The sequence below is a fragment of the Roseobacter sp. N2S genome (genome assembly GCF_031454055.1).
In the GTDB taxonomy this organism is placed as follows: Bacteria; Pseudomonadota; Alphaproteobacteria; order Rhodobacterales; family Rhodobacteraceae; genus Amylibacter.
In genome coordinates this window covers 109,596-122,568 of record NZ_JAVDQB010000003.1, presented here as the reverse complement: position 1 = coordinate 122,568, position 12,973 = coordinate 109,596, and the positions used below count along the sequence as shown (strand labels likewise).

Genomic DNA, 12,973 nt, shown 5'->3' with positions numbered 1-12,973 from the left:
CCTTTTTTAAACAACGTAAAACAAAAAACGCCTGCGGTTGATCCGCAGGCGTTTTGGTTTTCATCCAGTGTCAAAGCGGGCTTTCACCCGCCCTGCGTTCAGGAAATGCTGGCCAGCAACTGGTTCACACTGTCTTTGGCATCGCCGTATAACATCCGCGTGTTTTCTTTAAAGAACAGCGGGTTTTCGATACCCGAATAGCCCGTGCCCTGCCCGCGTTTGGACACGATCACATTTTTGGCTTTCCACACTTCCAGAACCGGCATCCCTGCGATGGGGGAGTTGGGATCCTCTTGTGCGGCGGGGTTTACGATATCGTTGGAACCGATGATCATAACCACATCCGTTTCGGGGAAGTCGTCGTTGATTTCATCCATTTCCAGCACGATATCGTATGGCACCTTTGCTTCGGCCAGCAGCACGTTCATGTGGCCGGGCAGTCGCCCTGCAACAGGGTGGATACCAAAGCGCACGGTCTTGCCTTTGGCACGCAGACGACTGGTCAGTTCAGACACAGATTGCTGCGCCTGCGCAACTGCCATACCGTAGCCCGGCACGATGATGATGCTGGATGCGTCTTCCAGTTGCGCAGCAACCGTCGCCGCATCTGTTGCGATCATTTCGCCCTCAATTTCCATAGCAGGGCCAGTTGCCGCGCCAAAGCCGCCAAGGATCACCGACACAAACGAACGGTTCATCGCCTTACACATGATGTAAGACAGGATCGCACCGCTTGAACCAACCAACGCACCGGTCACGATCAGCAGATCGTTGCCCAGCAAAAAGCCCGTCGCCGCAGCAGCCCAGCCAGAATAGCTGTTCAGCATGGACACAACCACCGGCATATCCGCGCCGCCAATGGCCATCACCAGATGCCAGCCCAGCGCAAATGCAATCAGCAGCATCAGGTATAATGTCCACGCGCCCGCGCCGTTCATATACATGATCAGCAGGATAAAGCTGATCACAGCCGCCGCCACGTTCAGCATATTGCGCCCCGGCAGGATCAAAGCCTTGGAATTGATAGACCCCGCCAGTTTGCCGTAAGCCACGATTGACCCGGTAAAGGTCACAGCGCCGATGAACACACCCAAGAAGATTTCGATCTCGTGGATCACAACTTCGGCGTGGGACATATCATGGGTGCCCACAATATCAGAGTTGATGCCGATAAACACGGCAGCCAGACCAACAAAGCTGTGCAAAGCGGCCACAAGCTGTGGCATTTCGGTCATTTCGACCTTACCCGCCACATAAGCCCCCGCAACAGCGCCGATCCCCAACAGCGGGATCAACAGCGCATAGCTCCACCCCGTGACACCCGGCCCAAAGACCGTGGCAATCACAGCAATGGCCATGCCGATAATACCAAACCACACCGCGCGTTTGGCTTTTTCCTGATTGCTCAACCCGCCAAGGGCCAGGATGAACAACACACTTGCAGCGATATAAGCTGCGGTTACTAGTCCTATGCTCATTGTCGCCTCCTTAGGATTTCTGGAACATTTGCAACATACGACGGGTGACCATAAAGCCGCCCACGATGTTGATGGATGCAATCAAAACGCTGATTGATGCCAGTAAGGTGACGATAAACCCGCCGCCCCCCAGTTGCAAAAGCGCCCCAAGGATGATGATGCCTGAAATCGCATTGGTGATCGCCATAAGTGGCGTGTGCAGCGCATGGCTGACGCCCCAGATAACCTGAAAGCCCACGAAACAGGACAGGGCAAACACGATAAAGTGCTGCATAAAGCTGGCCGGCGCAAAAGCCCCGATCAACAGCATCACCAAACCACCTGCAACCAGCAGACCAGTTTGCGTCATGCCCGCTTTGCGCATGGCTTCGGCTTCTTCTGCCTTGATTTCCTCGGCAGTTTTTTCGGGTGCCTTTGGCTTTTGCGCCGCAATCGCCTGAATTTTCGGCGGAGGCGGCGGGAAGGTTACAGCCCCCTCAAACGTGGCGGTCGCACCGCGGATCACATCGTCTTCCATGTTGTGCACAACCTTGCCGTCTTTTTCAGGCGTCAGGTCGGTCATCATATGGCGGATGTTGTTGGAATAGAGCGTCGAAGACTGTGCGGCCATGCGGGACGGGAAGTCAGTGTAGCCCACAATGGTCACAGCGTTGTCAGAGACGATTTTCTGGTCCGCAACCGTCAGATCACAGTTGCCGCCCCGTTCCGCTGCAAGGTCAACCACAACAGAGCCCGGCTTTTGCAGTGCAACCATATCGGCTGTCCACAATTTCGGCGCATCCCGTCCCGGGATCAGGGCTGTGGTGATGACAATATCCATTTCCGGCGCTAGCTCACGGAACTTGGCCAGCTGTGCCTCGCGGAATTCAGGGGAGGACGGGGCCGCATAGCCCCCCGTTGCCGCGCCGTCTGTCTGGGTTTCCTCAAATTCGAGAAAGACAAACTCTGCGCCCATGGATTCAATCTGTTCGGCCACTTCGGGGCGCACGTCAAAGGCGTAAACCTGTGCACCAAGGGAGGCAGCCGCCCCGATTGCAGCCAGACCGGCCACACCAGCACCCACAACCAGAACCTTGGCCGGAGGAACCTTACCCGCAGCCGTCACCTGACCAGTGAAGAACCGGCCAAAATTATTGCCTGCTTCCATTACAGCGCGGTAACCCGCGATGTTGGCCATAGAGCTGAGCGCGTCCATTTTCTGGGCGCGGGAAATACGTGGAACCATGTCCATCGCAATCACATGGGCGCCTTTTTTATTGGCGGCTTCCATCAATTCGGCGTTTTGACCTGGATAGAAGAAGGAAATCAGCGTCTGACCTTTGCGCAGACGTTTGATTTCCACATCCTCGGGTGGGCGAACCTTGGCGATAATATCGGCTGTTTTATACAAAGCAGCCGCAGTTTTCACCACCTCGACACCGGCCGCCACGTAATCTTCATCCGAGAAACGCGCAGCAGCGCCCGCCCCTGTTTCGATGACACATTCATAGCCAAGTTTTTGTAATTGTAGTGCAGAGTCCGGCGTCATTGCCACTCTGGCTTCATTCTCGAAAATCTCTTTGGGAGTTCCGATGCGCATGACAAACCTCCTTTGTTCAAGCGTTGCGATCGGGTCTTTGCCCCGACTGGGCAAAACCGACGCACATTTATACATCACCGAACTGGGATAGCAGGATTCGCCCCCGAGTACATGCGGCAATCTGCCCATAAATCGTAAAAACACCCTTGTTTTCTGCGTAAAAAACAGGCTGTTGCAGTGCAAACCCCTAAGCTGGCACACTGACGTAACGTCGCAGCTGTATCGACAAAACGGGCGGCAAACGGGTCTTGGAACAACAGATTGGACAGGCAAATGGAACTTTCTTGGCTTTACGGGCTGCTTGGCGGAGGGATGATCGGCTGCGCGGCGGCGATCTATCTGCTGGTGAACGGGCGAATAATGGGGGCCTCGGGGATTGCGGGCTCCGTCATAGATGGAACTGCGGGTAAGGTCGCGGGTGAACGGCTGGCCTTTCTGGCGGGGCTGATCGGAGTACCTGCACTGGCGACGCTGTTTGTTGACATGCCTTCGACCCATGTGACCTCAAATCTGGGATTGCTGGTGGTGGCGGGGCTGATGGTCGGCTTTGGCACCCGCCTTGGATCGGGTTGCACGTCGGGCCACGGGGTCTGTGGCATGTCGCGCCTGTCGTTGCGCAGCATCATCGCCACTGTGATTTATATTGGTGCAGGTGTGTTGGTAATCATCGCCGCCCGCAGCATGGGGGTATTGTGATGCGCATTCTTATTTCCTTATTGTGTGGTGGGCTGTTCGGCGCAGGGTTGGTAGTGTCTGGCATGACAGACACAAAACGGGTGCAAGGGTTTCTGGACCTGTTTGGCGGCTGGGATCCCACGTTGATGTTCGTCATGGGCGGCGCAATAATCCCCATGTTCATCGCTTGGCGGATTGCCGCAAAACGCGAGACTGCCGTGCTCGGCAGCCCGTTGCCCGCAGCGCCAAAGACCGAAATCGACCGTAAACTGGTGATCGGTGGCATCTTGTTCGGTATGGGCTGGGGCCTGTCCGGCTTTTGCCCCGGCCCTGCATTCGCCTCCCTTTCGTTCAGCGGCACGGGCGGTTTGGTCTTTATGATCGCCATGCTGGTGGCGATGATCGCTGCACGCCCGTTAATCCCGGCCCTGTTCCGCTAGGCAGCCCCCTTGTCACCCCCGCCCTGCCGCTTCATACTGAACGCGGTTCAGGAAAGGTGCCCCCATGGCCGGAATAAGAGAAGCAAAACGCGCCGCTTTGCGGGATAAACTGCTGCAATCCGCCCTTGTGCGCATTCACGATGGCGGCTTGTCCTCCTTGCGGGCCCGCGATCTGGCGCAGGATGCGGGCTGCGCACTTGGGGCGATCTACAACATATTCGCGGATCTCGACGAATTGATTTTCCACGCCAAGGTCGAGATTTTCCGCGATATGGACAGCCAACTGGCCAAAGTCATGGAGGGCGCTGACACTTTGCCGCCCAAAGAGCAGATGCTAAAACTCAGCCACGCCTATCACCACTTCGCCACCACCAACCCCCACACATGGAGCGCGATTTTTGCCGCCACCACCGTCGAGCCGGAAAACACCCCCGATTGGTATCGCGAGGCGCTGATCCGTTTGATGGAGCATATTTCGCGCCCGTTAAAACAACTGCAACCCGATTTGACCCCTGCGGCATTGCACCTGCGCACCCGCACGATATTCTCGGCCATCCACGGCGTGATTCTGCTGTCCCACCAGAAACGCCCCTCTGGTGTGGCGGAGTCCGAGGTTCCCGAGGCCATAGATATTGTAATATCTGCCTTTTCTTCCGTTTAAAAACAGTCTCTTAGTAAAATAAATGAACATCGTTCAAGTTTTTTCTTGATCACAAACGCACATCCGCTTATCCAGTTTGTGAACATCGTTCACAAATGGAGAGAGAAATGTTCGCGACCCTAAAAACGATTTTTGCAGGACAAGCTGCGCGTGACACCGAACAGGTGCGCAACTATTACGCGCTGGACCTGATCGACCAGAAAATCCGCGAAACCGATCACGGATTAAGTGCGGCCAAAGCCTCGCTGGCAGCATTGATCCAACGGCATCGCGCCGAACGGACACAGGCACAAACGCTCAGCAAACGGATCGACGACCTGATGGATCGCGCCCGCAGCGCGCTCGATAAAGGACTGGATGATCTGGTGAACGAATCCGCCTCAGCCATCGCAGATATGGAAAACGAGCTGGCACGGCGCGCCGATACCGTAGAGCGGCTGGATCGCAAGATCAGCGCCCTGCGCCTGAAGGTGGAAAAAGCCCAACGCCGCATGATTGACCTGCGTCAGGGGGCAATTTCCGCCAAAGCAATCCGCGCCGAACAGAACGCCAGCAAAGCCGTGGCCTCTGCCCTACCCGGCGGCCCCGCAAAAGAAGCGCAAGACCTGATCGATTCGATCCTTGGCAGCGAGAACACGGATGATCTGGCCGACATCTATGAGGAAATCGACGAGGGCCTGACCCACCGCACCCTAGAAGACCGCCTTGGTGCTTCTGGTTGTGGCCAAGCCACCAAAACCTCTGCCCGCGATGTGCTGGCAAAACTGAAATCTTAAACCAGACCCCATTCACCAAAGGACCAATTTCATGAACAATCAATCCCTGACATCCACACAGCTTTACGTATTTCTGAACCTTGCAGGCGTGCTGATCGCCTATGCCATGATGGCCGGCTCGCTTTGGTACGCGCCAGTGGACTTCTCTACCAAAGGCTATTGGGGCATGGGCATCCTGATGCTGTCCATTTCACTGATCAACGTGGTCAAATACCGCTTTGACGACATGAACCGTCAAGATAAAATCCGCCAACTCGAAGACGCAAAGAACGACAAACTGCTGAAAGACTACGTGTCCGAAAGCTGATCCCAAATAAGAACAGGGCCGCGGATGAAATCTGCTGCCCTGCTTCAATGTTCGATAAATACTCGAAAAACTTACAACTGTTCCATAATCTCGTCTGAAATGTCGAAATTCGCTGTAACCGTCTGTACGTCGTCGTCATCTTCAAGCGCATTGATCAGACGCATCAACTTCTCTGCGCCCTCCAGATCCAACTCGGTTGTGGTGGTCGGTTTCCAGATCAGCTTTGAGGAGTCGGATTCCCCAAGCGTGGCTTCCAGCGCGTTGCTGACATCGTTCAGATCAGTGAATTCACAGTAAATTTCGTGACCGTCCTCGGTGCTTTCCACATCTTCGGCACCCGCTTCGATTGCGGCTTCGAATACAGTGTCCGCATCGCCAACCGCAGCGGGATAAACCACCAGACCTTTGCGTTCAAACATGAAGGACACGGCACCGGTTTCAGCCAGATTGCCGCCCGATTTGGTAAAGGTAGAGCGCACGGTGGATGCTGTGCGGTTTTTATTGTCAGTCATTGCTTCCACAATTACCGCAACCCCCGCTGGGCCGTAGCCTTCATAGCGGATCTCTTCGTAGTTTTCCCCATCCTGCGCCGAGGCTTTGTTGATCGCGCGATCAATCACGTCCTTGGGAACAGATTTCCCCTTGGCCTCTTTGACGGCCAAACGCAGACGCGGGTTTTTTTCGGGATCGGGATCGCCCATTTTGGCCGCAACCGTGATCTCTTTTGCCAGCTTGGAAAACAGCTTGGAACGCACCGCGTCCTGCCGCCCTTTGCGGTGCTGGATGTTTGCCCATTTGGAATGGCCTGCCATAAATGTCTCCGGCGTAAATAATGTCTCTTCGGGCTGTCTATAAATGGTCGCCCGCAAGGGGGCAAGCACTGCCACACGCGCGCCCTAATGGCCAAGACCGCACCAAGGGGTGCAGATTTCCACAGGATAGGTCAATATTGCTGTTTCATTTTGCCCGTATCCAGCGATAGATGCGGACATGACTTATGATCTTATCCCTGCCCTTGCCGGTTTTGCCTTTGTGTCTTCGATCACGCCGGGACCGAATAACCTGATGCTGATGGCATCGGGTGCGAACTTCGGGTTTTGGCGGTCTATTCCGCATATGCTGGGGATTGGCATCGGCTTTACCATCATGATCATTCTGGTGGGGCTTGGGCTGATCCGGTTATTCGACTTGTTTCCCCTATCTTACACAATCCTGAAAGTGTTCAGTATCGCCTATTTGACATGGCTGGCCTGGAAGATTGCAAATGCCGCCCCGCCTAAAACCGGCGAATCCAGCGGCACTCCCATGACCTTTGTGCAAGCAGCGCTGTTTCAATGGGTGAACCCCAAGGCGTGGTCTATGGCGCTGACAGCAATCACCGCCTATGCGCCTGAACGTACGGTCTGGTCGATTCTGCTTGTCGGGCTGGTGTTTGGCGTCATCAACCTGCCCTGTGTCAGCACCTGGACGGTGATGGGTCAACAAATCCGCCGCCTGCTGAGCCGCCCGCGCTGGTTGCGGGCGTTTAACATCGGTATGGCTGTGCTGCTGTTGCTGTCTGCCTTGCCGGTTTTGCTGCTGAAGTAATTACAAACCAGTGATATTTTAAGAAAATGGATGGATTGCGGGTGACCTGCATCTTTCCTTTGGCTACATCTTGGGCATGACAACAGATCAAATCCTGCTTTTCGTTATTTTCGCATGTGTGTTCGGCCTTCTGCTGTGGGGGCGCTATCGCTATGATTTAGTGGCCTTCGGGGCCTTGCTGACAGGGGTCTTGGTGGGTGTGGTGCCTGCCAAAGATGCTTTTTCGGGCTTTGGGCATCCGGCCACTTTGGTGGTGGCGCTGGTGTTGATCGTATCCGCAGGGCTGGTGAATTCGGGCGCTGTGGGGCTGATCACCCGCGCCTTGGTGGACAGTTCCCGCGGGCTTGGCGCGCATATTGCGATTATGGGCGGCGTGGGTGCGGTTCTATCTGCGTTTATGAACAATGTGGCGGCCCTTGCGCTGTTGATGCCAGTTGATTTGCAAACCGCGAAAAAGGCCAAACGGGCGGCGGGGCTTTCCCTGATGCCCCTGTCTTTTGCCACGATTCTGGGCGGGATGGTGACGATGATCGGCACACCGCCCAACATCATCATCGCCACAATCCGCGAGGATTCTTTGGGCGAGGCGTTCAAAATGTTCGATTTCGCCCCTGTCGGTCTGGTGGCAGCGGCGGCTGGTTTGCTGTTTGTGTCCACCATCGGTTGGCGCTTGATTCCGCAGGTTGATGACGGATCACCAGTGGATAAGCTGTTGGACAGCGCCAATTACGTGGCTGAACTGACCATCCCAACGGAAAGCGATCTGATCGGGAAGAAACCGATGGATCTGTCGGTTGAGGCGGAAAAAGCCGATGTGGCCATCGTCGGTCTGATCCGCGAGGGGCGTCGTCTGTACGGCAATGCGCGTAACCGGATTTTGATGGCAGGGGATGCTTTGGTGCTTGAAGCAACGCCAGAGGCGCTGGATGAGTTTCGCACCACGTTCAAGCTGAACTTCGCGGATGAAAAGCGGCAGGAGAACGTCAAAGCCGCGGGGGAAGGTCTATCGTTGGCCGAGGTTGTGGTGACAGAACACAGCCGTATCGCAGGCAAAACATCCCAGTCTATCGGGTTGAACTGGCGGCAAAATACCATCCTGATGGGGATTTCACGCAACGGTAAACGGATCAACAGTCAGGTGCGGCGCACGCCGATTCAGGCGGGTGACATTCTGTTGCTGCTGACCCCTGCGGAAACCCAGAACCAGGTTGTGGACTGGCTTGGCTGTTTGCCTTTGGTGGAACGGGGCCTGACGGTAACGCAGGACGAAAAGACTTGGCTTGCCATTGGTATTTTCGCGGCAGCGGTAATTGCCGCGTCCTTCGGGCTGATCTATTTGCCTGTGGCCTTGGGTGTTGTTGTGGCCCTGTTTACCCTGACCCGTATCGTTCCCCTGTCCGAGGTCTACACCCATATTGAATGGCCTGTGGTCGTATTGCTGGGGTCGATGATCCCGCTCGGGGTTGCACTGGAAACCTCGGGGGGGACAAACCTGATCGCCAACTCCCTGATCGGCCTGACCGAAGGGATGCCCGCCTGGGTTATTCTGACTGTGCTGATGGTGGTGACCATGACCCTGTCAGATGTGCTGAACAACACTGCCACCACTATTGTGGCCGCCCCTGTGGGGATCAAAATGGCGGAAAGTCTGGGGGTGAACCCTGATCCGTTTTTGATGGCTGTGGCTGTGGCTGCATCTTGTGCGTTTCTGACACCCATCGGGCATAAGAACAACACGCTGATCCTTGGCCCCGGTGGCTATCGTTTTGGCGATTACTGGCGCACGGGTCTGCCGCTGGAAATCCTGATTGTCGCGGTCAGCATCCCTGCGATCCTGATCTTCTGGCCGTTGTAAGCAGGGGCGGGATGATCCCCGCCCCCCCTTTTTCTGCAATCTAATCCGTCACATATCCCAGAACAGTGGGATCAGTGCGCTGGCCAGCAGGCCGACTGTCAGGTTCAGCGGCACACCGATCTTTAGGAAATCCGTAAAGGAATAGCCCCCCGGGCCATAGACCAGCGTATTGGTTTGATAGCCAATTGGCGTGGCGAAACTGGCGCTGGCGGCGACCATCACCGCAATCACCAGCGGGCGTGGATCAATCCCCAAAACCGAAGCCAGCGCGATGGCAATCGGCGTCACCACCACCGCCACAGCGTTGTTGCTGACCAGTTCCGTCAGCACCGAGGTCAGCAGGTAAATCGCCCAGATCACAAAGAACGGCGGCATTCCGTAGAGCATCGGCGCCACACTGTTGGCCAGCAAAGCCACAGCACCAGATTGTTGCAAGGCCGCCCCGATCCCCAGCATGGCAAAAATCAGCGCCAACAAGCGCCCATCAACCGAGGCAAAGGCCTCATCCGCATCAATGCAACGCAGCAACAACACCACGGCCACCGCCACAAGGGACAGGGCAAAGATCGGCGCAATGCCAAGGGCGGACAGGATCACAACCCCCGCCAGCATCAGGATCACGATAGGCGCATAGGCGCGGCGGAAGGGACGTGCCTCTGGCATGGCCAAATCCACCAGCTCCATTTCCTTGGACAGACGCTGGATATCATTTGGCGCGCCTTCCAGCAGGATTGTATCCCCCACTTGTACCACAATTTCACCGATTTCACGGCCAAGGTTCTGGTTCCGGCGGTGTACCGCCATCGGGTAAACCCCAAAGCGCCGCCGCAGGTTCAAGGACGACAATCGCCGCCCGATCATCCGGCACCCCGGCGTGATCAGCGCCTCTACGGTGGTGGTTTCGCGGTGTGACACCTTATCGGCAAGGATCACTTCCTTGTTTTCCTTCAGGCCCAACAACTCGGTTATGCGGGTACGCAGGACCACACGGTCCCCCGCTTGCAGCGTCACATTTGGAAACTGGAAGCGCAGGGTATTGTCGTTGCGCAGCACGTCAATGACGCGCCCGCCGTCCCGCTTAAATGCATCGATTTCCAGCGGATTTTCCCCGATCAGGGCGCTGTCTTCGGGGACGACGACCTCGGTGATGAATTTCATGTTGGATTTATCGCGCAGCATTTCCGCCATGGTTTCCCGTTCCGGCAACAGGCGCGGGGCCATAACGGTCAGGTATAATGCGCCGTAAATGGCCAGAATAATCGCAAGGGGCGTAACCTCGAACAGGCTAAAGGGGGCAAGGCCGTTGGCCCGTGCCACACCATCCACCAAAAGGTTGGTAGAGGTGCCGATCAGGGTCAGCATCCCGCCAAAGATCGCCATATAACTAAGCGGGATCAACAGTTTGGACGCTTTGACCTTCATCATCCGCGCCATTTGCAAGGCTACGGGGATCAGTACAACCACCACAGGGGTATTGTTCATGAACGCACTGGCCAGCAGGGTGAACACGCCAAGCCCTGCCAAGACGGTTTTGGGGCGTTTTGCCCCCACCGTTGTGACCCAGTTGGACAGGCTATACAGCGCACCCGTGCGCACCAATGCGCCCGACATGATAAACATGGCCGCAATGGTCCACGGCGCGGGGTTCGCAAACACCTCAAGTGCGGCGTCATAGGGCAAAACCCCTGTCAGCAGTAGGAAAGCAACTCCGCCGATGGCCACCACTTCTGTGGGGTAGCTTTCGCGGACAAACAGGATGAACATAACCGCGACGATCCCCAGAGAAAGCCCTGCGTGCCATGATTGCGGGATGATATCTTCGAGCATTTTTTAAGCCTTTAAAGTGCTGGAAACGACTGTGACCTATGGGGAGTTCCGGCTCAAGTCTGTATTTTTTGCGGCCGGTTGGGTTGTACCAGAAACAAGCCGATTAGAACCAGACCAAGGGAAAGCCAGATGAAACCGGAATAGCGCTCGTCCAGAATAACCATGGCGGATAGAACCCCGCTGACGGTCACAAGATAGGATATTTGCGCAGCAAATACAGCGCCCGCGATGCCCACCAGCCAGATATAGCCCGCATAGGCCAGCGCATGGGCAAAAGACGACACCAACAGCGCGTTTTCAGCAACCGACCACGCGGCGAAAGGGTTGTAAAACTGCCCCGTGCCAATGGCCAGCGGGGTGATCAGAACGATCCCCAGAAGGGACGAATACAACAACACCTGAATCGGGTCCAACCCGTCCAGCCCGAAGCGGGCCACATAATTGCCTTCGAACCCGTAACAGATGGTGGACAGGGCTGCGACCAGCACAAAGAAACCGGCTGATGGATCTGGCAGGCTGGCATCAGGCCCAACCAGCAGAACCATCGCCAAGGCGCCGAACACCAGACCAGACAACCGCCGCCAGTCAAAGACCTCGGAGCGCCACAATAGGGCGATGGGAAGGGCAGACATTGGCACCAGCGACATCACAATAGACATCACCCCACTAGGCACATGGCTGGCGGCGATATAGGACATGGAATTGGAAATGATCGTGCCAAACAGTGCCACCACCAGTAACAACCGCAGATGGCGCAGGCCGACGGGGGATTTACCCGATTGAAACGCTGAAATCAGCAGCATTATCAAAGACACCAGCACCAGCTGCCAGAAAATAATCCCGAACTGGCCGTGTCCTGTACTGACCGCCAGTTTTGTCATAGGCATGGTTAATCCCCAAGCAAAGCCCAGAAGAACCAGACTAAGCACGGGCAAAAACCGCAGTGTCACGTGGGACCGGACTGGGATAAAACCCCGCCTATGCGGATTTGTGAAACTTTGGTGGCCGCACCCGTGCGATCGTCGGTTTCCACATAGACGCCAGACAGGGTTGCCTCTTCATTGGCGGGGGTGAAGCGTTCTTTCACCATACCGGTCACAAAACGGCGCAAGGGTTCGGTCTTTTCCATGCCGATCACCGAGTGATAATCGCCGCACATGCCCGCATCCGACTGAAACGCGGTGCCTTTGGGCAGGATCATTGTATCAGAGGTGGGAACATGGGTGTGGGTGCCCACAACCAATGACGCCCGCCCGTCCAGCCAATGGCCCATGCCCATCTTTTCAGAGGTGGCCTCGGCGTGGAAATCAACAATCACCGCATCGGCCATGCCACCGCGTGGTGCGGCTTTCAGGGCCACATCCAGCGCGGAATACGGATCGGAAAAGGGCTTTTTCATAAACACCTGCCCCAGCGCCTGCGCCACAAACACCTTGCGTCCGTTTTGCGCCTTGAACATGCGCGCGCCTTTGCCCGGGGCCTGTGTGGCATAGTTCAGGGGCCGGATTATGCGGGGTTCCTGTTCGATAAACGACAACATCTCTTTCTGGTCAAAGGCATGATCCCCAAGGGTCAGGCAATCTGCCCCCGCATCCAGCAAAGCCCGCGCATGGGCCGCATTCAACCCCGCCCCGCTGGTGGCATTTTCGCCGTTCACCACGACAAAATCCAGTTTCCAGTCAGCACGCAAACCGGCCAAACGCTCGGTTATCGCACGGCGCCCAGCGCGCCCCATTACATCGCCTAAAAAGAGTAGTTTCATGCCCTCAGCGATACTTCCCCCGCCCA

13 protein-coding genes are annotated in these 12,973 nt (G+C 56.1%); 7 read left to right on the top strand and 6 right to left on the bottom strand.

From position 1 onward, the window contains the following. Positions 1-98 precede the first annotated feature (98 nt). On the bottom strand, positions 99-1,478 hold the full coding sequence (gene pntB / locus GGE09_RS09715; RefSeq protein ID WP_309745919.1) for a Re/Si-specific NAD(P)(+) transhydrogenase subunit beta: 1,380 nt from the start codon (positions 1,476-1,478) through the stop codon (positions 99-101). Positions 1,479-1,488: 10 nt separating this feature from the next. Continuing rightward, positions 1,489-3,057 carry a Re/Si-specific NAD(P)(+) transhydrogenase subunit alpha gene (locus GGE09_RS09710; RefSeq protein WP_309745918.1) on the bottom strand — a complete coding sequence of 523 codons (1,569 nt, stop codon included), beginning with the start codon at positions 3,055-3,057 and terminating at the stop codon, positions 1,489-1,491. A 273-nt stretch (positions 3,058-3,330) separates the two neighbouring features. Between GGE09_RS09710 and GGE09_RS09705 the strand changes: the two genes are divergently transcribed. The 5 genes from GGE09_RS09705 (at position 3,331) to GGE09_RS09685 (ending at position 5,916) form a co-directional block, all read left to right on the top strand. Next, the gene (locus GGE09_RS09705) at positions 3,331-3,753 is read left to right on the top strand and encodes a YeeE/YedE family protein (RefSeq protein ID WP_309745917.1); all 423 of its coding nucleotides are present in this window, start codon (positions 3,331-3,333) and stop codon (positions 3,751-3,753) included. Next, the gene (locus GGE09_RS09700; RefSeq protein ID WP_309745916.1) at positions 3,753-4,172 is read left to right on the top strand and encodes a DUF6691 family protein; all 420 of its coding nucleotides are present in this window, start codon (positions 3,753-3,755) and stop codon (positions 4,170-4,172) included. Before GGE09_RS09705 ends, GGE09_RS09700 begins: the two co-directional genes overlap by 1 nt. Before the next feature lie 64 nt (positions 4,173-4,236). Further along, positions 4,237-4,833 (top strand): TetR/AcrR family transcriptional regulator, encoded by a 597-nt coding sequence (locus GGE09_RS09695; protein WP_309745915.1) that lies wholly within the window; start codon positions 4,237-4,239, stop codon positions 4,831-4,833. A 107-nt stretch (positions 4,834-4,940) separates the two neighbouring features. After that, positions 4,941-5,609, top strand: a complete 669-nt coding sequence (locus GGE09_RS09690) for a PspA/IM30 family protein (protein WP_309745914.1) — start codon at positions 4,941-4,943, stop codon at positions 5,607-5,609. A gap of 31 nt (positions 5,610-5,640) precedes the next feature. Beyond that, complete coding sequence (locus GGE09_RS09685) at positions 5,641-5,916, top strand: YiaA/YiaB family inner membrane protein (RefSeq protein ID WP_309745913.1); 276 nt, start codon at positions 5,641-5,643, stop codon at positions 5,914-5,916. A 71-nt stretch (positions 5,917-5,987) separates the two neighbouring features. Here GGE09_RS09685 and GGE09_RS09680 read toward each other — a convergent pair whose 3' ends face one another. Then, complete coding sequence (locus GGE09_RS09680) at positions 5,988-6,728, bottom strand: YebC/PmpR family DNA-binding transcriptional regulator (RefSeq protein WP_309745912.1); 741 nt, start codon at positions 6,726-6,728, stop codon at positions 5,988-5,990. 178 nt (positions 6,729-6,906) lie between these two features. Between GGE09_RS09680 and GGE09_RS09675 the strand changes: the two genes are divergently transcribed. Together GGE09_RS09675 and GGE09_RS09670 are read left to right on the top strand one after the other, a co-directional pair. Further along, a complete protein-coding gene (locus GGE09_RS09675) occupies positions 6,907-7,503 on the top strand; it encodes a LysE family translocator (RefSeq protein WP_309745911.1) in 597 nt (198 codons plus the stop codon). 76 nt (positions 7,504-7,579) lie between these two features. Continuing rightward, complete coding sequence (locus GGE09_RS09670; RefSeq protein WP_309745910.1) at positions 7,580-9,358, top strand: SLC13 family permease; 1,779 nt, start codon at positions 7,580-7,582, stop codon at positions 9,356-9,358. Positions 9,359-9,406: 48 nt separating this feature from the next. Here GGE09_RS09670 and GGE09_RS09665 read toward each other — a convergent pair whose 3' ends face one another. From GGE09_RS09665 to GGE09_RS09655, 3 genes are read right to left on the bottom strand one after another with little or no spacing between them, the layout of a single operon-like run. Further along, positions 9,407-11,185 (bottom strand): SLC13 family permease, encoded by a 1,779-nt coding sequence (locus GGE09_RS09665; RefSeq protein ID WP_309745909.1) that lies wholly within the window; start codon positions 11,183-11,185, stop codon positions 9,407-9,409. Between the two features lie 53 nt (positions 11,186-11,238). After that, positions 11,239-12,114: a DMT family transporter gene (locus tag GGE09_RS09660; RefSeq protein ID WP_309746215.1), complete on the bottom strand. Its 876-nt coding sequence runs from the start codon at positions 12,112-12,114 to the stop codon at positions 11,239-11,241. A 17-nt stretch (positions 12,115-12,131) separates the two neighbouring features. After that, entirely contained in the window at positions 12,132-12,947 is an 816-nt protein-coding gene (locus GGE09_RS09655) for a TIGR00282 family metallophosphoesterase (protein WP_309745908.1), read from the bottom strand. Positions 12,948-12,973 lie beyond the last annotated feature (26 nt).

What these genes read in the sequence shown, in the direction of transcription:
- pntB (WP_309745919.1), bottom strand. Translation starts at nt 1,478, where the DNA reads ATGAGCATAGGACTAGTAACCGCAGCTTATATCGCTGCAAGTGTGTTG.
- GGE09_RS09710 (WP_309745918.1), bottom strand. Translation starts at nt 3,057, where the DNA reads ATGCGCATCGGAACTCCCAAAGAGATTTTCGAGAATGAAGCCAGAGTG.
- GGE09_RS09705 (WP_309745917.1), top strand. Translation starts at nt 3,331, where the DNA reads ATGGAACTTTCTTGGCTTTACGGGCTGCTTGGCGGAGGGATGATCGGC.
- GGE09_RS09700 (WP_309745916.1), top strand. Translation starts at nt 3,753, where the DNA reads ATGCGCATTCTTATTTCCTTATTGTGTGGTGGGCTGTTCGGCGCAGGG.
- GGE09_RS09695 (WP_309745915.1), top strand. Translation starts at nt 4,237, where the DNA reads ATGGCCGGAATAAGAGAAGCAAAACGCGCCGCTTTGCGGGATAAACTG.
- GGE09_RS09690 (WP_309745914.1), top strand. Translation starts at nt 4,941, where the DNA reads ATGTTCGCGACCCTAAAAACGATTTTTGCAGGACAAGCTGCGCGTGAC.
- GGE09_RS09685 (WP_309745913.1), top strand. Translation starts at nt 5,641, where the DNA reads ATGAACAATCAATCCCTGACATCCACACAGCTTTACGTATTTCTGAAC.
- GGE09_RS09680 (WP_309745912.1), bottom strand. Translation starts at nt 6,728, where the DNA reads ATGGCAGGCCATTCCAAATGGGCAAACATCCAGCACCGCAAAGGGCGG.
- GGE09_RS09675 (WP_309745911.1), top strand. Translation starts at nt 6,907, where the DNA reads ATGACTTATGATCTTATCCCTGCCCTTGCCGGTTTTGCCTTTGTGTCT.
- GGE09_RS09670 (WP_309745910.1), top strand. Translation starts at nt 7,580, where the DNA reads ATGACAACAGATCAAATCCTGCTTTTCGTTATTTTCGCATGTGTGTTC.
- GGE09_RS09665 (WP_309745909.1), bottom strand. Translation starts at nt 11,185, where the DNA reads ATGCTCGAAGATATCATCCCGCAATCATGGCACGCAGGGCTTTCTCTG.
- GGE09_RS09655 (WP_309745908.1), bottom strand. Translation starts at nt 12,947, where the DNA reads ATGAAACTACTCTTTTTAGGCGATGTAATGGGGCGCGCTGGGCGCCGT.